The sequence below is a fragment of the Photobacterium sp. TY1-4 genome (assembly GCF_025398175.1).
GTDB lineage: Bacteria > Pseudomonadota > Gammaproteobacteria > Enterobacterales > Vibrionaceae > Photobacterium.
Map to the genome: position 1 here is coordinate 2535341 of NZ_CP099734.1, position 22888 is coordinate 2558228.

The 22888-nt window shown below is 53.7% G+C and carries 16 protein-coding genes; 3 read left to right on the top strand and 13 right to left on the bottom strand.

Annotated elements, in window-relative coordinates:
- Positions 1 to 20 precede the first annotated feature (20 nt).
- Positions 21 to 1070, bottom strand: a complete 1050-nt coding sequence (locus NH461_RS11865) for a response regulator (protein ID WP_261600555.1) — start codon at positions 1068 to 1070, stop codon at positions 21 to 23.
- Positions 1071 to 1413: 343 nt separating this feature from the next.
- Between NH461_RS11865 and NH461_RS11870 the strand changes: the two genes are divergently transcribed.
- On the top strand, positions 1414 to 2289 hold the full coding sequence (locus NH461_RS11870; RefSeq protein WP_261600556.1) for a LysR family transcriptional regulator: 876 nt from the start codon (positions 1414 to 1416) through the stop codon (positions 2287 to 2289).
- A gap of 267 nt (positions 2290 to 2556) precedes the next feature.
- A complete protein-coding gene (locus NH461_RS11875) occupies positions 2557 to 3156 on the top strand; it encodes a Yip1 family protein (protein WP_261600557.1) in 600 nt (199 codons plus the stop codon).
- A gap of 209 nt (positions 3157 to 3365) precedes the next feature.
- Here the strand turns inward: NH461_RS11875 and purF are convergent, their stop codons facing one another.
- From purF to fabB, 10 genes are all read right to left on the bottom strand, one after another.
- Complete coding sequence (gene purF / locus NH461_RS11880; RefSeq protein ID WP_261600558.1) at positions 3366 to 4883, bottom strand: amidophosphoribosyltransferase; 1518 nt, start codon at positions 4881 to 4883, stop codon at positions 3366 to 3368.
- A gap of 131 nt (positions 4884 to 5014) precedes the next feature.
- Positions 5015 to 5506, bottom strand: a complete 492-nt coding sequence (locus NH461_RS11885) for a CvpA family protein (RefSeq protein WP_261602895.1) — start codon at positions 5504 to 5506, stop codon at positions 5015 to 5017.
- Positions 5507 to 5570: 64 nt separating this feature from the next.
- Positions 5571 to 6122, bottom strand: a complete 552-nt coding sequence (locus NH461_RS11890; RefSeq protein WP_261600559.1) for an SPOR domain-containing protein — start codon at positions 6120 to 6122, stop codon at positions 5571 to 5573.
- Between the two features lie 2 nt (positions 6123 to 6124).
- Positions 6125 to 7399 carry a bifunctional tetrahydrofolate synthase/dihydrofolate synthase gene (gene folC / locus NH461_RS11895; protein ID WP_261600560.1) on the bottom strand — a complete coding sequence of 425 codons (1275 nt, stop codon included), beginning with the start codon at positions 7397 to 7399 and terminating at the stop codon, positions 6125 to 6127.
- A gap of 153 nt (positions 7400 to 7552) precedes the next feature.
- Positions 7553 to 8509, bottom strand: coding sequence for an acetyl-CoA carboxylase, carboxyltransferase subunit beta (gene accD, locus NH461_RS11900; protein ID WP_261600561.1), 957 nt, complete (start codon positions 8507 to 8509; stop codon positions 7553 to 7555).
- A gap of 185 nt (positions 8510 to 8694) precedes the next feature.
- The gene (gene truA, locus NH461_RS11905; protein WP_261602896.1) at positions 8695 to 9480 is read right to left on the bottom strand and encodes a tRNA pseudouridine(38-40) synthase TruA; all 786 of its coding nucleotides are present in this window, start codon (positions 9478 to 9480) and stop codon (positions 8695 to 8697) included.
- Between the two features lie 153 nt (positions 9481 to 9633).
- Positions 9634 to 14496 (bottom strand): FimV/HubP family polar landmark protein, encoded by a 4863-nt coding sequence (locus tag NH461_RS11910; protein ID WP_261600562.1) that lies wholly within the window; start codon positions 14494 to 14496, stop codon positions 9634 to 9636.
- A gap of 246 nt (positions 14497 to 14742) precedes the next feature.
- Positions 14743 to 15756, bottom strand: coding sequence for an aspartate-semialdehyde dehydrogenase (locus tag NH461_RS11915; RefSeq protein WP_261600563.1), 1014 nt, complete (start codon positions 15754 to 15756; stop codon positions 14743 to 14745).
- Entirely contained in the window at positions 15753 to 16925 is a 1173-nt protein-coding gene (locus NH461_RS11920; protein ID WP_261600564.1) for a 4-phosphoerythronate dehydrogenase, read from the bottom strand. The genes NH461_RS11915 and NH461_RS11920 overlap by 4 nt, the downstream gene beginning before the upstream one ends.
- Positions 16926 to 17447: 522 nt before the next feature.
- Positions 17448 to 18662 (bottom strand): beta-ketoacyl-ACP synthase I, encoded by a 1215-nt coding sequence (gene fabB / locus NH461_RS11925; protein WP_261600565.1) that lies wholly within the window; start codon positions 18660 to 18662, stop codon positions 17448 to 17450.
- 194 nt (positions 18663 to 18856) lie between these two features.
- On the opposite strand from fabB, the gene mnmC reads away from it, so the two are divergent.
- Positions 18857 to 20896 (top strand): bifunctional tRNA (5-methylaminomethyl-2-thiouridine)(34)-methyltransferase MnmD/FAD-dependent 5-carboxymethylaminomethyl-2-thiouridine(34) oxidoreductase MnmC, encoded by a 2040-nt coding sequence (gene mnmC, locus NH461_RS11930; RefSeq protein WP_261600566.1) that lies wholly within the window; start codon positions 18857 to 18859, stop codon positions 20894 to 20896.
- 91 nt (positions 20897 to 20987) lie between these two features.
- Here mnmC and NH461_RS11935 read toward each other — a convergent pair whose 3' ends face one another.
- Both NH461_RS11935 and NH461_RS11940 read right to left on the bottom strand, forming a co-directional pair.
- On the bottom strand, positions 20988 to 21416 hold the full coding sequence (locus tag NH461_RS11935; RefSeq protein ID WP_261600567.1) for a hypothetical protein: 429 nt from the start codon (positions 21414 to 21416) through the stop codon (positions 20988 to 20990).
- Between the two features lie 252 nt (positions 21417 to 21668).
- Complete coding sequence (locus NH461_RS11940) at positions 21669 to 22835, bottom strand: nucleotide sugar dehydrogenase (protein ID WP_261600568.1); 1167 nt, start codon at positions 22833 to 22835, stop codon at positions 21669 to 21671.
- Positions 22836 to 22888: the final 53 nt, after the last annotated feature.

Sequence of the window (22888 nt, forward strand, 5' to 3'; positions counted from 1 at the left end):
TTATCAGCTATACACTGATCCTAAAACCCACATCGTTTGATGATCAGACTAAAACTGGCTGCGCCAATTTCACTGAGCGACAGGCGTCCGCCCGACTCAGACAGCTGTAATTCAATGGTATCGTTTTGATAAGCCTGGGTCCCGAGCCAGGGTTGAGCGACAATCTCCTTCCGATCGTCACTGGTTTGCAGGACAGCCGCCAATCCGGTAGAGGTTACACTCAGGCTTTTATCGCAGGCATCAAATATCCCGAACAGGGCCCGAATGGGGGATGCATAACCCGAATGTTTCATCCCCTGCTCAATCAGGCGCAATAAACCGCGGATATCCCGCTCATCGGCCATCCGGGTACGCAGATAATCATTGAAAAATGCCCGGATCAGCAAGGTGGTTGCCGTGCCGTTTTCGGTGTCTGATGAAGAATCCACCAGGTAAAACGCCAGTCTGCCATCAATCAACCAGGTGTAATCGAGCAACACCGGCTGCACATCGGCCGACTGCAATACGCAATAGCTGAGCTGCCAATCCCCCAATTGCGACTCAGTGTCCGGCATCAATCCCAAGAGTAACTCTCTCGCCGCTTTCGGATTCGCTTTCAGCTCCTCGATATGCCATTCCAACTCTTCATCAATGCCAGCGCTATCTCCCCCAACCTCAAACCACTGGCTGGCAAAATCCCGGTTGTCGGCAATCGAATCCTCTGTACGCAACACAGATAAAATGGCTGATTTGAGCACCATGATATTATCCAGCGGCTTGATCAGAAAATCTTTCACGCCATGGCGTAACGCCGTCGCTACATCCGCCATATCCCCGGTCCCGGAAATCACAATCACCGGCACCATGGGATACTGGACCGAGACCTCTTCAACGAACTCCATGCCGGTCAGCACAGGCATCGCCAAATCACACAGCAAAACATCGGGGATGTTGTCCCGCAAAGCCCGTAATCCTTCCAGACCATCTTCGGCTTCACGCACATGGCAGCCCTGGCTTCTCAAAAAGCCGGTAAGCATACTGCGAAATACAGGATCATCTTCAACGACAAGAACATCTTTATCCTCAAGCAAAGTCTGTGCCCTCCATGAGTGATGATGAGTCGCATCCTGAGTGGTGTCAGGCGAGTTAGCGGAATTGTCTGGAGAAGTGCGCATGAAACCCCGGTCAGCAAATGAACCTATCAAAAGCATAGGTCGGAATTGATGCTCCGTCACAAGGATCACTGTATCCGGGGCGGAATTTATTGGGTTATGCAAACCATATCAAACTTTGCGTCATGAATTTGTCGCAAGCCGTTCTCGATAGCGACTCTGAATGGATTTTGACTTACAGCAAATCATCTAATGATAATGACATTTTTAGACCCAGTTTGTTATACAATTCTCATTTGTTTAATTTCAGCTGCTGTAACCTATGAAGCTTGATGATCTGAACCTGTTCCGCCTGGTGGTTGAACATGGCAGCTACACTGCCGCCTCTCGAAAAACCCAAGTGCCTGTCGCTACCCTGACCCGACGCATTCAGGCGCTGGAAGAGTGTTTAAGTATTCGCTTGCTCAACCGCCACGCCCGTAAACTGTCTCTGACTGAGGCCGGGCAGAAATTCTATGATGACTGTAGCCCGCTGCTCCAGCAGCTGGTCGACACCACCGAGCATATCAGCGAGGAATGTAAAGGCGCGGCCGGTAAGCTGAAAATCGCCGCCCCTTCCAATCTGACCAAGGTCATGCTTCAGCCGATGCTCAACGCCTTTATGCGCGAACACCCGGCGATCAGCATTGTGCTGCAAATGAGCAACGAGCCGGAACAGCTGGATCCGACCGACTGGGATATTATTTTCCGTGTCGGGCCGCAGCGGGATTCGACGCTCATCGCCCGGCGGATCAGTAGCGTGAAAGATATTCTGGTCGCCAGTCCGGACTACCTGGCCCACCAGCCGGAGCCGAAGCATGCCCAGGATCTCTCTCAGCATTCGCTGCTCAAAGGACGTCCCTTGATGCGCTGGCGCCTGACCGACCACAATGGTGAAACGGTGACCATCAGTGAACGAGGACGCTTTGAAGCCAACCAACTCAATGTGGTCCGTAAAGCCTGCGTCAGCGGCCTGGGGATCACCCTGATGCCGGATGTGATGCTGGAGAAATATATTGCATCCGGTGAGCTGGTCCAGATTCTGCAAAACTGGTCGGAAAACCCCCGTGATGTTTACCTGATGTACAACCACCGCGATTATCAACCGGAAAAGTTGCGGTTGTTTATCGAGTTCGCCAGCAGCTATTTCAAGCTCTGAGCCGTACAAGTCAACCCAGGGAAAGCCCGTGAAACGACAGGTGAATTTCTTGCCAAGCCTGTCAACCCAGACTAAACGTTAATAGACCGAATAGAGCAATTTTTGCCTGCTCCACCCGGCGACCCGCCGTCACAACGAACCCAGGCATTCAGGACAGTAGATTTCTGTTCGGTTTGACAACAGAGCACACACGGAACAAGTGAGACGTGTTCTTGGGAACAATAACCTTATGATGCGCATGAATGCGCTGAGGAATGAGGAAACGTTATGATTCTGGGACATTTATTCGGGCTATATACACATCCGAAACAAGAGTGGCGCACCATTGACAAGGAACACGAAGGGTTTCAAAGCAGCTTATCGCATATTTTGCTGATTGCCTTGCTTCCCCCGATTTTTGCGTTTATTTCCAGCGTCTTTATCGGCTGGCGGATCGGGGTCGGTGAGCCGATTTACCTGACTCAGGGCAGTGCGCTGGGCATGAGCGTTGCGATGTACTTTGCTTTAATCGCCGGAGTGTTCGCCCTCGCCTACCTAACCTACTGGATGAGCCACACGTTCGGTTCAACGCCAACCTTCACGCAGGCAGTCGAGCTGGCCGCCTATACGGCAACGCCGCTCTTTATGACCAGTATTGCGGCGATCTATCCGCAGGTATGGTTTTTAATGATTGCCGGCCTAATCGGGATTGCCTACTCGGTCTACCTGCTCTATACCGGGGTACCGATTCTGATGCATATTCCGGAAGAGCGCGGATTCATCTATGCCAGCTCGATTGTAACCTGTGGCCTGGTGTTGCTGGTATCGATCATCGTCAGCTCAGTCATCTTGTGGAATATGGGGCTGGGGCCACAGTTCAGCCACTAGCGCTAGATGCTAGATGCTAGATGCTAGATGCTAGATGCTAGATGCTAGCGTTACAAAAGATTGCAACACAATCTGCGCGCGTACCGCATCTCCACAAAACACTTCAACAACAAAAAAAGCGAGAGGTGCTCCCTCTCGCTTTTTCCCAGTGTTGCTTCTCAGACCGACTTCAAGGCCAGCAGCAGCACGTTAGCCGTTCTGTAACCGCCTTAAGCGTCTTCATTGTGCAGTTCAAGGTTGGCCAGATCCTGCTGGATTTCACGCTGAATTTTCGAGTCTTCACTGCGCAGCGTTTCCAGGTATTCCAGATACTGCTGGCTGACGTCCCCGGTGACATACGTGCCGTTAAAGACCGAACTCTCGAATTGAGTGATATCCGGATTGCCTTCGGAAACCGCTGCCACCAGATCGTCCAGATCCTGGAAAATCAGACCATCAGCACCGATCATCTTGCAGATCTCATCCACTTCGCGGCCATGGGCGATCAACTCATTGGCACTTGGCATATCAATGCCGTAAACGTTCGGGAAACGAACTTCCGGCGCCGCAGAGGCCAGATAGACTTTCTTTGCGCCGGCTTCACGGGCCATTTCGATAATCTGCTCTGACGTAGTCCCGCGCACAATCGAGTCATCCACCAACAGCACACGCTTGTCCTTGAACTCAGAGCGAATGGCATTCAGCTTGCGGCGTACCGATTTGCGGCGCATCTGCTGACCCGGCATGATAAAGGTCCGGCCGACATAACGGTTCTTCACAAATCCCTGGCGATACGGCTTGTCCAGCGTCCGGGCGATCTCCAGCGCACTGTCAGTGGAGGTTTCCGGAATTGGGATCACGACATCAATGTCCAAATCTTCCCAGTCCCGTTTGATTTTTTCACCCAACTTCACACCCATGCGGACCCGGGCACCGTAAACGGACACTTTATCAATAAAGGAGTCCGGGCGAGCAAAGTAAACAAACTCGAAAATACATGGGGTCAGCAGCGGGTTATCCGCACATTGCTCCGTGAACAGCTCGCCGTCGAAAGTAATATATACAGCCTCTCCAGGCGCGACATCACGGACGAAGTCAAAACCGACCGCATCCAGGGCGACAGATTCCGATGCCACCATGTACTCAATCTTTCCTTCCACTTCCCGCTTGCCCAGACACAGCGGGCGAATACCGTTCGGATCACGAAAGGCCATAATGCCATGACCGATCAGCATGGCGACGACAGCGTAGGCACCTTTGACGATCCGATGCACTTCACGAATGGCGGCAAAAATTTCGGCGGGAGTGATTGGATAAGAGGGGGCTTTTTCGAGCTGACTAGCCAGCACATTCAGGAGGATTTCTGAATCAGAAGTTGTATTGACATGACGTTTGGTCTGTTCAAACAAGGTTTCTCTGATTTCGGCTGCATTGGTCAGGTTACCGTTATGCGCCAGCGCCAGACCATAAGGCGAGTTGACATAAAACGGCTGTGCCTCCGATGCACTTGAACTACCGGCCGTCGGGTAACGGACATGGCCAATTCCCACCTCACCCTGCAGGCGCTGCATGTGTCTGGCTTCAAACACATCCCGCACCAATCCATTTGCTTTTCGCAGACGGAAACGATTGCTCTCCAGGGTAACAATACCGGCAGCATCCTGGCCGCGATGCTGTAGCACAGTCAGTGCATCATAGATAGACTGGTTGACCGGGGATGAACCCACGATTCCGACAATACCACACATGTCCTAAATCCTCGTCACGCATTAAGTGCAATGATAGCAGTTTGACGCTGTCCTTAATATTCAGCGGGAACCCAGTTGCCCGGATCCCCGCTGATTCAAGACACCATCAGTCAACTGCCTGATTTCCGATACTAGAATGCACCGGGCAAAAAGCTTGATGTTTCTTTGAGGTAAGTGAAGAACCACTCGATCACCACACCAAATTGCGGGATCAGCTGCGACTCTTTCCACCAGTCAGCATCCGAAAACCCGGTAAAGGCGTCGATGAAGAACAACAGGGCCGACACAATCAGGACCCCGCGCACTCCCCCAAAGACCACACCCAGAACCCGATCCGTCCCTGACAGGCCGGTCTTCTGGACTAACTGTCCTATCACATAGTTCACCACGGCCCCGACAACCAGAGTCGCAATAAACAATGCGGCGATGGCGCTACCTTTGCGTAGCATCTCATCTTGAATATTGGTGAAGAATGCCGCCAGCTCAGTGTAAAAATTACTGGCAATAAAAAAGGCGGCAAACCAAATCACAAGTGATAAGGCTTCTTTGACAAAACCACGGATCAGACTGACCAGTGCCGAGAAGCCGATGACGCCTAAAATTACGTAATCTATCCAGATCATCATTTGTTGTATTCGTCTTGTTGGTGCGTATTCTAACAGAAAAAATGAGAACGCAAACGTTTACCTAAGGGTTTAGTGGGTTAAATCTGAGCAACTGACCTTTCAGGCCCGTTAATTTTTCCAATTCTTTGATCTGGGTAGACAGCTTGTCTTTCGAGAGATCCGGTCCGACAACCACCCGGGCCAAATCCCCCGGTTTGGGCTTCTTGGGAAATACATGGGCCTGGTAACCGGCATCCCGTAACGTCGCAACCAGCTGATGAGCGTTGTCAAACTGACGGAACACCCCGAGCTGTACCACCCAGCCGCTCTCCTGGTTACCGGCTTTCGGTGCCTGAACCGGCTGCGGGGCAACCTGTAACGGTGCATCCGCCGCTGCAGACTCGTCCTCAATCACCACGGTTACCGGATCCGGCGGCAGCTCTATTTCCGCAAATTCAGGCTCCGGAATAGTCTCATATTCTACGGCCGCTTCCATTTCCGGCTGAAGCGGGATACTGGCAAACTGCTCCTGATAATGCTGTTTCTTCCCGTCGAACAGGTCCGGCAGAAAAATCACCCCGATCGCGACCAGAATAATGGTCCCGACCAACCGACTTTGGAATTTACTTGCCACGTCTACTCCTGTGTTGCTGCAATATGGCTGGAAATCTGACCGACAGTGTAAAACGAGCCAAACACGATTACCATATCCGCTTCAGTCGCCTGTGTCAGCGCTGTGTCATAAGCCTGTTCCGGCGTCTGACAAGCCTGATAGGTCTGCCCTGCCAGATGCCGGACAATCTCATCCGCCGAGGCTGCCCGCGGGCCTTGGAGCGAAGCGGGGTACCAGACATCAACGACCGACTTCAATTCGGCAACCGTTGCCGCAATGTCTTTGTCATGCAGCATCGCGACCACAGCGTGGATCCGCTGCTTTTGTTCGCGCTGCTGAATTACCGCCAGCTGCTGCGCAAAATACTGGGCCGAGTGCGGGTTATGCGCCACATCCATGATCACCAGCGGGGATTCCGACACCCGCTCCATACGTCCCGGTAAATTGGCTTTGGCCAACCCGGCAGCAATATGCTCATCACTGATCTCAAGCTCTGCCACGCCCAACGCCATCAGAGCGGTGGCCGCATTCGGCAGCGGCAAAGACGGCAACGGCAAGTTCTTCAAATCAAACGCACCGCACTGCCAGTCCCAACCGCCGTTGTGTTGCTGGTAGTCAAACTGATAACCGACCTGATACAGCTGGGCACCAATATCATCGGCATGGGCCGGCACACTGGCCGGCGGATTCGGCTGACCGCACACGGCAGGTTTGTCGGTGCGGAAAATTCCGGCTTTTTCATACCCGATCACTTCAATGTCGTCCCCCAACCAGTCAACATGGTCGACCGCCAGGCTGGTGATCACGGAGACGTCGTGATCGACGATATTGGTCGCATCCAAGCGTCCGCCAAGCCCGACTTCCAGAATCGCCACCTCCACCTGATGGGTCCGGAACAGCGCCAGGGCCGCCAGGGTACCGAACTCAAACAGGCTCAGACTGGTGTCTTCGCGATACTGCTCAATCGATGCAAAAGCGCGACTGTGCTCGCTATCTGCCAACTCCTGGCCGTTAATCCGTACCCGCTCGTTATAACGCACCAAATGCGGCGAGCTGTACACCCCGACGCGATAGCCGGCTTCGCGTAAAATTGCTTCAAGAATCGCGCAGGTGGAGCCCTTGCCATTAGTTCCGGCAACGGTGATCACCCGCGGCGCAGGTTTGGTGAGATCACCGCGACGGGCAACGGCCATGGCACGGTCTAATCCGAGATCGATGGCGCTGGTATGGAGGTTTTCTAAATAGGTCAGCCAGTCGGCTAATGAATCGGTTGCTTGTGGTGCTGTCAGTCCGGACATTCTTTATCGTTCTAATAAATCACTGTGAAGGGGACTTTACCACTGAATCGGGAGGAAGTTCATGCAAACCGACGAATAATTTGTGGGAAACGCGCACCGGTTTGCATGTTTACGCCGGGTCAGAAGACACCGGCGCAAGACGGTCAGCAAAAATTACTCTTTTTCCTGGCCGCTTTCTTCTTGAGGGGCGTTGGCGTTAGCATTGGCTTCGTCTTCAACAACCACAGTTTCCGGCTGGATCACCGGCACCACCATCGGTGATGGGGACTGAGTCATTTTCGCCACCAGGCCGCCGATACGCTGGCGCATCTCACGACGGTCGACAATCATATCGATGGCGCCATGCTCAAGCAGGAACTCACTGCGTTGGAAACCTTCCGGCAGTTTCTCACGCACGGTTTGCTCAATCACGCGCTGACCGGCAAAGCCAATCAGGGCCTTCGGCTCACCAATGTTGATATCGCCCAGCATCGCCAGACTGGCAGACACGCCGCCCATGGTCGGGTCGGTCAGGACGGAGAAAAACGGCAGGCCTTTGGCAGACAGGCGCTCCAGGGCAGCACTGGTTTTCGCCATCTGCATCAGCGACATCAGCGCTTCCTGCATACGGGCGCCACCACTGGCCGAGAAACATACCAAAGCACAGTTGTTCGCGATGGCTTCATCTACTGCGCGAACAAACTTTGCCCCGACGACAGAGCCCATCGAGCCCCCCATAAATGAGAATTCAAAAGCACAGGCAACCAGCGGCTGCGACAGCAAGGTGCCTTTCATCACAATCAGGGCATCTTTTTCACCGCTGCTTTTTTGGGCAGCAGAGAGACGATCTTTATATTTTTTGGAATCGCGGAATTTCAGCTTGTCCTGCGGCTCCATCTCACCTGCAATTTCGACCTGGCCTTCGGCATCCAGGAACGTTTCCAGGCGGCGACGCGCTTTCATGCGCATGTGGTGATCACACTTCGGACAGACTTCCAGATTACGTTCCAGTTCCGCGTGATAAAGCACTTGCTCACATGAAGTACACTTGGTCCATACCCCTTCCGGGATAGACGCTTTACGTGAGGAAACAATATTGCTTTTCGTGAGGATCTTTTCAAGCCAGCTCATGAATGACCTTTCATCTTTTTCATATCCCCGCGCACTCGCAGAGAATTACAAATTCGTTAAATTTTACCGAGGTGGAATTAAAGCACAAAGTTGTCTGGCTGTAGATAAAAAACTGGTTGTACTAGTTGATATTAGGCGATTGCTCCTAATATCGGCCCTGAACGTCTCAGGGCCGATCCCAGCATTCAGTCCGGCAGAAACAGCGGTCCAATCGGCGCTTTCGGGATCCCGAACGCTTGCGGGTAGTCCACTTCTACCAGATACAAGCCCTCCGCTTTTGCCGTGGCTCCGGCGAGGGTCCGGTCTTTCTGTGCTAACAGCCATTTCATCCATTCCGGCTTCTCTTCACCGCGGCCCACTTTGATCAGGCTGCCGGTGATGTTCCGCACCATATGATGGACAAAGGCATTGGCCTTGATATCAATCACCACATAGTGCCCCTGACGGGAAACGTTCAGGTGCATCAGATTACGCCAAGGACTCAGGGATTGACAATACACGGCTCGAAAGGATGTGAAGTCATTCTCACCAAGCAGGTACTGACCGGCCTCGTGCATCTTCTCTACATCGAGTTCGCCGTGATAATGGCTGACGCCGGCGCCCAAAATCGCAGGTCGCAGTGCATGATTATAGATGATGTAGCGGTACCGACGTGCTGTCGCGCTAAAGCGGGCATGAAAGTCCTCATTTACTTCAACGGCCCACCGCACGGCAATATCTTTAGGGAGATTTGCATTGGCACCCATGGTCCAGGCAACCATCTTCCGCGCGACATGGGTTTCAAAATGGACCACCTGGCCCGTCCCATGTACACCGGCATCGGTTCGACCGGCGCATTGTACTTCAACCGGGTGATTGGCTATTTTACTGAGCGCTTTCTCAAGCCGCTCCTGAACACTGTCAACATCACGCTGACGCTGCCAGCCATAATACTTGGCCCCATCATACTCAATGCCTAAAGCTACGCGCATCATCTACTTCGTTCTTACTGTCTGTCGGCATCACAGGCCGGTTAATCGAGATGCGGAATTATAGGGAAAAAGCGGGCAGGTTTCGAGGGGGGATTCACGGCCGGGACTCGGGCCCTCCGAATGAGGGCCCTGTCCCAGGATAATGATGACCGTTTAACGACTCATTTTTTGTAGCAGGATTTGTGCTTCTTTCTGGCTCTGGGCATCGCCATTACCAGCAATATCTTCCAACAGCCCCTGCGCCCCTTCGCGATCATTCATCTCCAGATATGCCTTAGCCAAGTCCAGTTTGCTGGCATATTCCCCCTGGCTGTCGACATCAATATCAGCAACATTATTCAGAATATCCGGAAACTCATCGAGGCCAACATTCAGATCCAGCGGCTGCTCTTCAATCTCTTCCGGAGCGTCGGCTTCCATGTCTTTCATCAGTTCATCGATACTGATATACGACGGTGCCGGCTCCGGATCATCGACCAACTCGCTCTCCCCCGTCGCATCAGTCAATACTTCTGAATCCGCTTCTGCCAACAGAAACTCCGGATCAAATGCAGCCACATCATCAATATCCATTTGTGGTTGCTCTGCCCAGTCTTCCGTTTCCAGCTCCGGATCCGGATTGCTGGCTGCCCAGATCTCCGCATCCTCCTCCGGATACATTTCTGAGGCCAGGGCATCGTCGTCAAGCGCAGATGACCAGAGCTGATCCCGCTCAGCATCTTGCTCATCCTGCTGGCCTTGCTCATGCTGTTCAACAGTGGTTGATTCGGCAGCCGACAGTGGTTGCTGTCCTGGCGCCTCCGCTTCACGATGTGGACGCGCATTTTCATCCCCGGTATGTTCGAACCCTGCAGGTGCTAAAGCTTCACTTTCTGAGGGATTCGTCGCTGCCGAACGCTCTGCTGCAACGGCTTCATCCCGTGCCTGCTCAGCCAACAAACTGTCCGCAGTTGCGACATCCATGCCGACAAACTGATCATTTTCAAAGCTATCACCTTCAAAGCTATCATCTTCAAAGCTTTCATTGTCGACGCTGTCATTATCAAAACTGTCATCCGTAACCTGTTCGTCCGGATCACTGAGCAGTGCAGCCATATCGAGCCCGGCCGTATCAACCAGCTCATCATCAAACATATCCGCCGGGACCTGAGCATCATTCGGCGATGTCGTCTTCCCGGAAGCCTGATGAGCCGGCGCTGACGCCGGAGCCGATGCAGCCGCCGACTCTTGGGCGCCCGTATGATACTGATCCAACGCCATTTGTTCATCAAACGAGGCCTGCAGCGCATCATCTTCGCTGAACTCAGCAATGCTGGCCGGATCAATGGTTTCAAATTCAATCTGTTGCTCACCATGAATTGAGTAGCGCGGCTCTGAGGACGCAGCATCCCCCATGGCTTCTTCTGCGGCCAACACCAGTTCCTCCGGTGTCGGCTCATCACGTGCAGACTCAGACTCTGATTCAGGCTCCTGCAACAATGTGTCTTCCGGCTCAGCCGCGGTCACGGCATCCTCGGAAACCAATGGCTCACTCAGATTCAGCGGCGCTTCCGCCTCTAGCTCAGTCTCAGAGTCAGGCTCGAACGCATCCGGGTCCGGTGTCGGCGCAACGGCTGGTTCATTCAGCTCAGGCTCGACTTCCGGCTCAGACTCGGCCAGGGCCGCTTCTTCATCAAACGCCGGCCAATCTTCCAGATTCAGCGGCGCATCCGACGCTGACTCATGCGCCGGCTCGGCGAGCGCATCCAGGTCCGGTGTCGACTCAGCGGCCGGTTCAACTGACGACGGTGCTTCATTCAGCTCAGGCTCTGCTTCCGGCTCCAACTCAACTTCAGGCTCAGACTCGGCCAGGGCCGCTTCTTCATCGAACTCCGGCCAATCTTCCGGGTTCAGCGGCGCATCCGACGCTAACTCATGCGCCGGTTCAGAGAGCACATCCGGATCCGGTGTCGGCACAACGGCTGGTTCAACGGGCGACGGTGCTTCATTCAGCTCTGGCCCTGCTTCCGGCTCTGGCTCAGCTTCCGGCTCCAACTCAACTTCAGGCTCAGACTCGGCTAGGGCAGCTTCTTCATCGAACGCCGGCCAATCTTCCAGGTTCAGCGGCGCATCCGACGCTAACTCATGCGCCGGCTCAGCGAGCGCATCCGGGTCCGGTGTCGACTCAGCGGCCGGTTCAACGGGCGACGGTGCTTCATTCAGCTCAGGCTCTGCTTCCGGTTCTGGCTCTGGCTCTGGCTCAGCTTCCGGCTCAAACTCAGCTTCCGGCTCCAACTCAACATCAGGCTCAGACTCGGCCAGGGCAGCTTCTTCATCGAACGCCAATGTTTCATCAGGCTCAGATGCATCGACCAACTCTTGTACATCCGCAAGCAGCGCATCAATATCTTCATCTTGTACGTCTGCCGCAGGTTCAACGCCTGCAATAGCGTCATCAACGTCTGCAATAGCTTCAACGTCTGGAATGGCTTCAACGTCTGCAATAGCTTCAACGTCTGGAATGGCTTCAACGTCTGCAATAGCTTCAACGTCTGCGACGGACTCAGCCTGCTGCTCATTCAGTGCTTCATGCAGCGCATCCGCAAACCCCGTCTCGTGTGTGTCCGGGAAATCTGCATCGCGTGAAGCATCCAGCTCATGCCCGTCAGTTGAAGTGTCCGCAGGTTCAAATTCCGGATCATCAAACAGCAACGCGTCGACGGCCGGGTCGGCAACCGCGGGTTCAGTCGCCGCTGACATCGGCGCATCGGCGCTCAAATTGACATCATCAGCGAAATCGGATTCTAAGACAGAATCCAACCGTTCTGCAGGCTCAAACGGCTCGCTGCCTTCCGATGTCGTCTGAGGCGGTTGAGCGGTTTGTGGCTGATGTCCCTGTTGCGCGAGAATGTCATCCAACAGATCGGTGCTGTTTTCATCAATGACAACCTCATCCAGGTTCAGAGCCAGCTCATCTTCAGTCTCAATATCCGCGACATCAATACGACTCTCGTCACTGTCTTCCTCGTCCGCAACCAGTTCATCAAGCAGCGCGGTACTGTTTTCATCAATCGCAATATCGGCCCGATTGAAAGTATCCTCGTCATCCCCAAGGAGCTCATCGAGTAATGCCGTACTGTTCTCTTCCAGCTCAATATCCGGGGTATTGAGCTCATCATCGTCTATAAATTCATCCAGCAACGCCGTACTGTTTGCATCAAACAGTGCGTCCAGCTCCTCTTCCGGCAGCGCATGCTCTTCTACGGCAAACAGCGCGTCTGCATCAGCCAGTGCCTGGTCGACGGCAGCCTGCTGCGCTTGCTCCTCAGGCTCATCAACTTGCACTTGCGTCGGTTCAGGGGCCGGCTCATCCAACCCGACCGTCTCAAACAAGGAGTCCAGTTCATCCTGATCCACCACTTGAGCCGTTGCCGCTTCAGGCTTTGTTGCCTCAGTCGGTTCATCATCCGGAAGATCATCCGTTAACCCGCCGGCTTCGCTCAACAAATCATCCAGGATGGACTGGTCCAGCAACCCATCCTCAATATCTTTGTCAGCATCATCGGCCAGTTCCGCATCCGCCAGATCAAAACTGTCGTCGTCATCATCATCGCCCTGCAGGGACTGCTCCCACATGGCTGCCAGCGCTTCGTCCGAACTTGGCTCCGAGGACTGTTCAATCTCATCCAGCGCCCGCTCCATATCCTGGAGTCCAATCGCTTCTTCATCTCCTTTCACCGAGATGCTGCTTGGCGTCAGGCCACTTTCAATTTCAAAGTCATCATGACCATCGGCGGACAGGTCAAGTAAATCATCCGGCTCACCCGACGAATTGCCATCATGCTCCGGCCCGAACAGACTAGTTTCCGGATCATCGAACAGAGAATCATCCCCGGCGAACAGATCATCAACGTCTTGCTTGTCGCTATCCAGCTCCGGGATCGCCTCAGCGTCCCCTTTCGGCGGGGCCGGAATTGCCGGTTCCTGCGCTTGCGGGCCTTCCAGCGATTTCACATCGTCATCTTCTTCTTTACGACGCATCATGAAAAATGCAATCGCGCCGGCAATCAGGGCGCCAGGCACAAACGCAGCAGCAGCCATGGCCCATGGATTAGCGACCAAGTCATCCATCCAGGAGGTTTCAGGCACCACCGGTGCGACCGGTTGCGATTTCTGTTGCTGAATAAAATTGAGGATTTCATCGCGCAGTTGCTCGTCGTTGCTGATCTGATCTTTGAGCGCACTGACCTCATGCTGCATTTCTGCCAGGCGAACGCGCAGCAAGTGGTTACTCTCCACCAGCTTGGTCATCTGCACATCAGAGGCATCCAGTTGCGTCTGCAACGCAGTCGGCTTCGCGGGAATGCCTCCCTTATCAGTCGCGCTGGCCGCTTGGGCCGTTTTACTTGCCGTTTGTACCGATGTGGCCGCCGGTGTGACCGGGGCCGCCTGCGTCACCTGCTCCTGAATGGCAACTTGCGGTTTGGGTTGTGGGTTCGCCACAACGGTCGGTGCCGGCGCAGTGGCGCTTGGCGCCGGTGCACTTGGTGTCTGAGTTCTTGGTGGCGGTGTTCTGGAAACCGAAGTCGCAGGCGTCGCCGACTGGCGTACCTGGCGGCGCTGATCGGCATCCAGACGACGCCGTACACTGTCCAAATCTTCCTGACGGATCTGGGCTAAAGACGGTATTCTCAGCACACTTCCCGGGATCAGACCGTGGATATTATTCTGCTCAAATGCCTGTGGATTCGCCCGGTGAATGGCACCAATGACCTGATAAATAGAGACCTGGTTATTCGGACGGTAACGAGAGGCGATCGACCACAGGGTTTCATTACTCCCGGTCGGACCGTAGCGATTGATGGTATTCTGGCTCGACGCAAAAGATTGAGCAGGCTCAGTCGAAGCTGCGCGCACTTCATCTTCGGATGGGCCGATAATACGCACCGCATGGGCTGACAAGGGCATCTGAAGGGCGGCTCCGGCAATGACGACCGGTAAAATAAAACGTTTGATCATAGTCGATAAGTCAGACACTGCCTGCTGTCCTCTCTGGCAGAGATGAGAAATTGGTTTCGAGTATCGAAAAAGTCGCGTCGAGCTTCGAAGTTATGGCGCTAAGCATAATGAATCTATCGGCCATTCATCAAGACTCTTGAACGGTAAATGAGGGATGCTGCCTAATTCGAAAGACGAACCGCTCTGCGTGTTCTGGTATTGCGCTGAGTAAAAATAAATACGGCCCATCCTACCGAAAGGCAGGATGAGCCGCACCAAAATCCATTACAGGTATTCTGCAATCAGCTTTTCGGCAATCTGCACGCTGTTCGTCGCAGCGCCTTTGCGGACGTTGTCGGCCACAACCCACATGTTCAGCCCACACGGATGACTGATGTCTTCCCGGATCCGGGCGACCATGACGTGATCTTTCCCGGTCGCATCGCTGACCTGAGTCGGATAATCGTTACCGTGGAAGAGTTCCACCCCTTCGGCATTTTCCAGCAGGCTAATCGCTTCTTCGATATGAACCGGCTGGCAGGTTTCGACATGTACGGCTTCCGCGTGACCATAAAAGACCGGCACCCGAACACAGGTCGGATTCACGCGGATATTGTCATCGCCGAGGATCTTCTGGGTTTCCCACACCATTTTCATCTCTTCTTTGGTGTAGCCGTTATCCATAAAGTCATCGATATGCGGCAGGCAGTTAAACGCAATCTGCTTGTCATACGCTTTATTTTCTGCCGGCAAGCCGTTCAACAGCTTCGCAGTCTGTCCGGCAAGCTCATCAACCCCTTTCTTTCCAGAGCCGGAGACCGACTGATACGTGGCAACATTAATGCGCTCAATGCCGTACGCATCATGGATTGGCTTGAGGGCCACCAGCATCTGAATCGTCGAGCAGTTCGGGTTGGCTATGATATTCCGGTTACGGTAATCCGCCAGCGCGTGCGGGTTCACTTCCGGCACCACCAACGGAACATCGTAGTCGTAGCGGAACTGTGAGGTGTTGTCGATCACCACCACGCCGTGATCCGCCGCAATCGGCGCCCAGTGTGCAGACGCTTCTGCGCCGGCCGAGAACAGCGCCAACTGAACCTGACTCCAGTCAAAGTCTTCGACGTTGGTTACACGAACGCTTTTACCCTTAAAGCGCAGCGTTTTACCCGCGCTACGTTCCGAAGCCAGTAAATAGAGATTGCGAACCGGAAAATCACGCGATTCTAAAACCTCGACGATCGTTTCGCCCACGGCACCAGTGGCGCCCAGAACGGCAACATCAAATTCCTGACTCATGGCGTTTCCTCAACTGTAAAACCTAAATTAGCCAGCGACTCTAACCCAAAACCGGCCTGTCCGGCTACTGTAATCGCACTGTATTCGCGCCGATCCCAGTAATTTTTCCGCATTTGATCGAAGGCCGAGGCCATCCGGGCAGTATTCTCTCCTGCGGCAGTCATTTCGCGGCGGAATAACCCATCGTCCCGACGCACATCATAGACGAGCTGAATCAGGCGAAACAGGGTCTCTTCCTGCCAGGCGCGACTGAGAGCCACCTGCGGCAACGGCGCTTCCGGCAACAGACTGGCAGCAGATACCGGCTGTCCCTGATCTAAGAACTCGCAATAACGGTTAAAGACCATGGTCGTTCCCCGAGCCTTGCCTTCGAGCCCGTAGCCCGCCACATGTGGGGTCGCAAACGCCAGCAACGGCAGCAATTCAAGATCCACCAACGGCTCTTGCTCAAACACATCCAGCACAGCGGTCAGGGCTCTGCCTTCCCCGGTCTGCGCTTGTTGAAGCGCAACTTTCAACGCGGTGTTATCGACCACAGGGCCACGAGCTGCATTGATCAAAATCGCGCCGGGCTTCAGCTGCTGCAAAAACGCTTCATCCACCAGGTGATAGGTCGGGTATGCGCCGTCACGGGTGAGCGGCGTATGCATGGTGATAATGTCACACTGCTGCTGTAGCGCTTCCAGCGAGTGAAATGCCCGGCTGTCGCCCTGTTCGGCTTTCAGCGGATCATTGAGCAGGTAGCGGATCCCCAGCGCGTCCAGACATTTCGCCAGGTAACTGCCGACATTGCCCGCACCGATGATCCCCACCGTTTTATCAAAAATAGAAAAGCCCTGCTGCTGGCCCAGCACCATCAGGCTGCTCAGCACATACTCAGCCACACCCACCTTGTTGCATCCCGGCGCTGCAGTAAAGGTGATCCCCTTTTGCGCCAACAATGCCTGGTCGACATGGTCCTGTCCTGCCGTCGCTGTACCGACAAAACGCAGTCGGTTTGCCTTCGACAGTAAGTCAGCATTCACTTTGGTGACCGAGCGAATCATCAGCGCATCGATATCCACCAAGTCATCAGCAGTCAGGGTGCGGCCGGGTTTGGCAATCACCTCGCCAAGCTGGCTGAACAGGTCGAGCGCATACGGCATATTTTCATCAATGAGGATTTTCATGGGTCCGTTCCTGTAGCGTCGCGGCAATGACAGCTCTCGCGACAATTGCGGCCTGCGCGGCGATAGCTCACGTGGCGGCGGCAATAAGAAAAAAAGTGTCAAAATAGTATTGAGTTGCCCGGGAAAGTACAAGCCTGTTGAGGGACTGGGCCAACGTTACGCCAGCCATTAATGTGAAGCCGCTGCCTGTCCCGAACGACCCGTATAAAAAAACCCGGCATTGAGCCGGGTAAAAAATTCCAGGAATAAAAACACCTGCCAGTGCAATAGACAGCTCCCGCAAAAGAAAATACTATTCACACCAACAAGTGCCGCGTCTGTTTTCGGCACTGGTTAACCGGATCGGTCTTTGAAGTCTCTGCAAAGCCATCTTAGAACTGTCCATTAGCCAGTGCCACTCCCGGAAAAATGACAAAAGTCATGCGCAGAGACGAGATCCTACTGTCGAGCGCTGGGAATGTTTTCCCTGATTGAATCTCGCCTCTGACAATTGTGACCGCGAATTGTTGTCGCGGTGACCCATTAGCCTTCGTACTTCTTAATCACCAGCGTGGCATTGGTACCACCGAAACCAAAGCTGTTCGACATCACGGTCTTCAGCGCTTGCTCTCGAGTTTCCGTCACAATATCCAAACCATCCGCTGCCGGATCCAGATTCTCGATGTTGATGCTCGGGGCGACAAAACCGTGCTCCAGCATCAGCGTTGAGTAAATCGCCTCATGCACACCCGCAGCACCCAGGGCGTGGCCGGTCATGGCCTTGGTCGCAGAAATCGCCGGGCTGTTGTCACCGAAGATTTCCTGGATCGCGCCCAGCTCTTTCACATCACCGACCGGCGTTGAAGTTCCGTGGGTGTTGATGTAGTCGATTGGCGCATCCAGATCCTGCATCGCCATCTTCATACAACGCACCGCACCTTCACCTGATGGTGCCACCATGTCGTAGCCATCGGAGGTCGCGCCGTAGCCGACGATTTCGCCGTAGATTTTCGCACCGCGTGCCAGCGCATGCTCCAGCTCTTCAACCACCAGCATGCCGCCGCCACCAGAGATCACGAAGCCATCACGATCGGCATCATAGGTTCGGGACGCTTTCGACGGATCATCGTTGTACTTGGTCGACAACGCGCCCATCGCATCGAACATCATGGTCAGGGTCCAATCCAGCTCTTCACCGCCACCGGCAAAAACAACATCTTGTTTACCCAGTTGGATCAGCTCCAGCGCATGGCCAATACAGTGTGCAGACGTCGCACAGGCTGAACTCATGGTGTAGTTCACGCCACGAATTTTAAACGGTGTCGCCAGACAGGCTGACACGGTTGAAGACATGGTACGCGGGACCATATAAGGACCCACACGCTTCACGCCTTTCTCGCGCAGGATATCCACCGCTGCGATTTGGTTTTGCGAGGATGCACCGCCCGAGCCTGCAACCAGGCCGGTACGATCATTGGAAACTTGTTCTTCAGTAAGACCGGCGTCTTCAATTGCCTGCTCCATAGACAAATACGCAAATGCTGCTGCATCGCCCATGAAACGCATTTTTTTACGGTCGATATGCTCAGACGGGTTCATTTTCAAATCACCCCAAACATTGCTGCGCAACTTCATTTCCGCAAACTGTTCGGAGAAATTAATACCGGATTTACCGGCTTTCAGAGACTCCAGCACCTCTTTCACATTGTTACCGATGCTGGATACAATACCCATGCCTGTAATTACGGCTCGTTTCATGATGAATTCCTACTGTCATTTAACGATGCTGATCATAACGGGTTTATCTCGGGAAAGTGGTCAGCTTTCCCGGCAAACGGTACAATCAGCACCAAGATCATCTGTTTGATCGGTCATTGCTCGCGAATCAATCGCTTATCAGGCATTCACGGACCATGACCGACCCTTGTTACAGCACTACATGAGGTTTCCCCTTGTCCGAGCAGTCTCCCCATCGCATTGAAAATGCCGTTCTTGACTGGAATTCATCCGGTACCCCGGTCTCCAATGACTTTGACGATGTTTATTTCTCAAATGCCAATGGCTTAGAAGAAACACGCTACGTATTTCTCCACCAGAACGGACTCCCGCAACGCTGGGAAACCTCGACGCGTCGCCGATTCGTGATTGCTGAGACCGGTTTTGGCACTGGCCTGAACTTCCTGGCCGTGTGGCAATGGTTTAAGGCCTTTCGCCAGGCAAACCCGGATGCCGCGACCCAAGCACTGCATTTCATCAGTTTTGAAAAATTTCCGGTGACGCGTGACGATTTAATCAAAGCGCATGCGTCCTGGCCGGAGCTGGCAGATTTGGCAGAGCAGCTGCATGCGCACTATCCACCAGCTGTGGCGGACTGCCACCGGATTGTGCTGGAAAATGGCCTGATCACCCTGGATCTCTGGTTCGGCGACATTAAAGACTGTATGCCACAAGTATGGACCAATGATGACGGGATCGTGGACGCCTGGTTTTTAGACGGTTTTGCCCCAAGCAAAAACCCGGAAATGTGGAACCAGAATCTCTTTGACGGCATGGCCAAACTGGCACGGGAAGGTTGTACCACCGCAACCTTCACCGCCGCCGGATTTGTCCGCCGCGGCCTGATTGAAGCCGGTTTCGACATGAAGAAAGTCAAAGGATTCGGTACTAAGCGAGACATGCTGGCCGGCACCATGACCCAACGCCGACACTCTGCCTACTTCAAGCCCTGGTATGCCCGCAAACGTGCCGACCAGCCGCAAGACTTGGCGATTATCGGGGGCGGGATTGGCTCGGCCACCACCGCGCTCGCGCTGACCCGACGCGGCGTCGATGTAACACTCTACTGTGCCGACCCGCTCCCGGCAAAAGGGGCTTCCGGCAATCGCCAGGGGGCAGTTTATCCCCTACTCAATGGCTCGAACGATCCCCTGTCGCGCTTTTTTGCCCCGGCATTTTTGTATGCCCGGCAGTTTGTCGAACAAGCGGCGCAGCACAAAACCTTTGCCCATGACTGGTGCGGCGTCACGCAGCTGGCCTGGGACGACAATGCACAAAAAAAACTGGGAAAAATGCTGGAAGGCGGTTTCCCGGACACGCTGATCCGATTTTTGGATGAGGACCAAACCCAAACCGTCACCGGCGTCGAAACCGGCCACACCAGTGTGAACTATCCGTTAGGGGGTTGGCTGTGCCCGCAGGCGTTGACCCGGGCCTTGATCGAACTGGCAAGTGAAAGTGGTCATCTCACCCTCAAGACCAACACCGAGATCCGTCAACTCGAGCGCAGCGATCCGGTTGACGCTGCCTCAGCCGAAAAACAATGGACGCTGATTGCCGATGAAGCACGTTTTCAACACGATACTGTGATCGTCGCCAATGGCCATCGTTTTGAGGACTTCCCGCAAACCAGCCAGATCCCGGCCTACTCGGTCCGGGGCCAGGTGAGTCATATCCCGACCAACCCAGCGCTCTCGCAGCTCAAAACCGTTCTGTGTTACGACGGCTACCTGACCCCGGCAAATCCGGCCTCCCAAAGCCACTGTATCGGCGCCAGCTACCGCCGGGGCAGCACGGATCTCAGCTTTTGTCCGTCAGAGCATGCGGACAACAAACAACGCCTGGTCAACTGCCTGCCGGGTGTTGAATGGCCGCAAACCATCGATATGGACGAGAACCAAGCCCGGGCTGCTGTGCGCTGTGCCAGCCGGGATCATTTGCCGTTTGTCGGCGATGTCTGCCAGTACGAGCCACTGCTTTCGCAATATGCCGACCTGAAAACCCAACAAGACACAGCAGCGCCAGTGCCGGTATGCCCGAACCTGTATGCCCTGATTGGTTTGGGCTCCCGCGGGTTAAGTTCAGCGCCGCTGTTGGGAGAGCTGCTCGCCTCGCAAATCTGTGGAGACCCGTTACCTCTGCCGAATAGCGTGTTAGATGCGCTCCATCCGGGCCGGATGTGGGTGAGAAAATTGGTGAAAGGCAAACAAGTGTAACGACGCGCCTATCTATAGACGCGCCTGTCCATCGTTGAAGTGATATTCACGCATCACTTCAGGTTACAGATTGCGCGTGACTGCTTGGGGGCTATTCCGCCTGAGCCGTTACCGGTGGTGCCGGATCATCGCCACCACCGGTATCCGAAACAGCGACACCGACCACTAAAGCCGCCACACCAACTGCTAATACCGTGGCAGTGATCCCACCTGCCGACGCAGCCATCGCCGTATCAATCCCTGCGGCTTTGCCTGTGCTCCCAGCTTGAGTTGCCGCAGTCGATGTCGAATTGGCAGCAGATGCATTCTGGGCGGATGTTTGCGATGCCTTGGTTTGCGGTGCCTTCATTTGAGGAGCCTGGGTCTCCGACATCTGTTGCTGAGATGTCTGTTTCTGAGCTGCCTGAGGCGATTGGCGAGCCACCGACTGCCCGCCGACGCGATCAGCCGCACATGTCGACAGGCTCGTCATGCCGGCAAAAATACCAGCGCAAAATAGTGCAAGCGTTGCTCTTTTCATATCATTCCCCGAACCACAAATACGAGCTGATAGATATGTAAATAAGTATAGGCCAGCGTGGAAAACCGGGAAATGAGGTCACAGAAAGGATGCAATCAATCTTAGAAGTGAGAAAACCGCACAGGGAAATATTCGTGGAGAAGCTGAGGAAAAATTCGTTGTTATTCAGTCTGTTATCAAGAGAATCAGGGACGACTCAATGACGCCCCTTCCATTAAGTTTTTCTTTCAGTGCAAGGCACAACCGAAAAACTTAATCAGAGCCGAATAAATCTCGGGTGTAGACTTTATCGGCAACATCCGCCAGTTCAGTAGCCATCCGGTTGGAGACAATCACATCAGATTCTTGCTTGAACGCTTCCAGATCCGTCATCACGCGACAGTTAAAAAACTCCGGCTCTTTAAGTACCGGCTCGTAAACCACCACTTCAATCCCTTTCGCTTTCAGTCGCTTCATAATGCCCTGAATAGATGAGGCACGGAAGTTATCGGAGCCACTTTTCATGATCAAGCGATAGATACCCACCACTTTCGGCTTACGGCTCAAAATCGACTCCGCCACGAAATCTTTCCGGGTCCGGTTAGCATCCACGATCGCACCAATAATATTGTTTGGCACATCTTGGTAGTTGGCCAGCAATTGCTTGGTATCTTTTGGCAAACAGTAACCGCCGTAACCAAACGATGGGTTGTTGTAATGTGAGCCAATCCGTGGGTCCAGTCCAACGCCTTCAATAACCTGACGGCTATTTAAACCATGGGCTTCGGCGTAAGAGTCCAACTCATTAAAATACGCAACCCGCATGGCCAGATAAGTATTGGAGAACAGCTTAACCGCCTCTGCTTCTGTCGAATCAGTGAACAGAACTGCAATGTCTTCTTTGACTGCGCCCTGAACCAACAACTGGGCAAACGTCTCGGCACGCGCTGAGCGCTCGCCAACAATAATCCGGGAAGGATGCAGGTTATCGTAAAGTGCACGGCCCTCACGCAAGAACTCCGGCGAGAACATCAGGTTGTCACAACTCAGCTCTTGTTTTATTCGATGAGTAAAACCAACCGGCACAGTGGACTTAATCACCATCACAGCACTCGGATTGACTTCCATTACTTCTCTAATGACCGCCTCTACAGAAGAAGTATTAAAGTAATTTGTCACCGGGTCATAATCCGTTGGTGTTGCAATCACCACAAATTCAGCGTTTTGATAGGCTTTCAGTTTATCAGTCGTTGCAATAAGACTTAGTGAACTCCCTGAAAAAAAACGTCTAATTTCATTGTCATCAATCGGGGGGATTCGACGATTAATTAAATCAACCTTTTCAGACAATATATCAAGCGCGACAACATCATTGTGCTGTGCTAATAAGACCGCGTTCGATAAACCAACATATCCAGTTCCCACAACAGTAATCTTCATTACTATCCCCCAAAGAATCAACTGAAAGCAGTGTTATTATGTCCGTTTCAACT

What these genes read in the sequence shown, in the direction of transcription:
- NH461_RS11920 (WP_261600564.1), bottom strand. Translation starts at nt 16,925, where the DNA reads ATGAAAATCCTCATTGATGAAAATATGCCGTATGCGCTCGACCTGTTC.
- accD (WP_261600561.1), bottom strand. Translation starts at nt 8,509, where the DNA reads ATGAGCTGGCTTGAAAAGATCCTCACGAAAAGCAATATTGTTTCCTCA.
- truA (WP_261602896.1), bottom strand. Translation starts at nt 9,480, where the DNA reads ATGCGCGTAGCTTTAGGCATTGAGTATGATGGGGCCAAGTATTATGGC.
- folC (WP_261600560.1), bottom strand. Translation starts at nt 7,399, where the DNA reads ATGTCCGGACTGACAGCACCACAAGCAACCGATTCATTAGCCGACTGG.
- NH461_RS11885 (WP_261602895.1), bottom strand. Translation starts at nt 5,506, where the DNA reads ATGATCTGGATAGATTACGTAATTTTAGGCGTCATCGGCTTCTCGGCA.
- NH461_RS11935 (WP_261600567.1), bottom strand. Translation starts at nt 21,416, where the DNA reads ATGAAAAGAGCAACGCTTGCACTATTTTGCGCTGGTATTTTTGCCGGC.
- NH461_RS11875 (WP_261600557.1), top strand. Translation starts at nt 2,557, where the DNA reads ATGATTCTGGGACATTTATTCGGGCTATATACACATCCGAAACAAGAG.
- NH461_RS11940 (WP_261600568.1), bottom strand. Translation starts at nt 22,835, where the DNA reads ATGAAGATTACTGTTGTGGGAACTGGATATGTTGGTTTATCGAACGCG.
- NH461_RS11915 (WP_261600563.1), bottom strand. Translation starts at nt 15,756, where the DNA reads ATGAGTCAGGAATTTGATGTTGCCGTTCTGGGCGCCACTGGTGCCGTG.
- purF (WP_261600558.1), bottom strand. Translation starts at nt 4,883, where the DNA reads ATGTGTGGTATTGTCGGAATCGTGGGTTCATCCCCGGTCAACCAGTCT.
- NH461_RS11870 (WP_261600556.1), top strand. Translation starts at nt 1,414, where the DNA reads ATGAAGCTTGATGATCTGAACCTGTTCCGCCTGGTGGTTGAACATGGC.
- fabB (WP_261600565.1), bottom strand. Translation starts at nt 18,662, where the DNA reads ATGAAACGAGCCGTAATTACAGGCATGGGTATTGTATCCAGCATCGGT.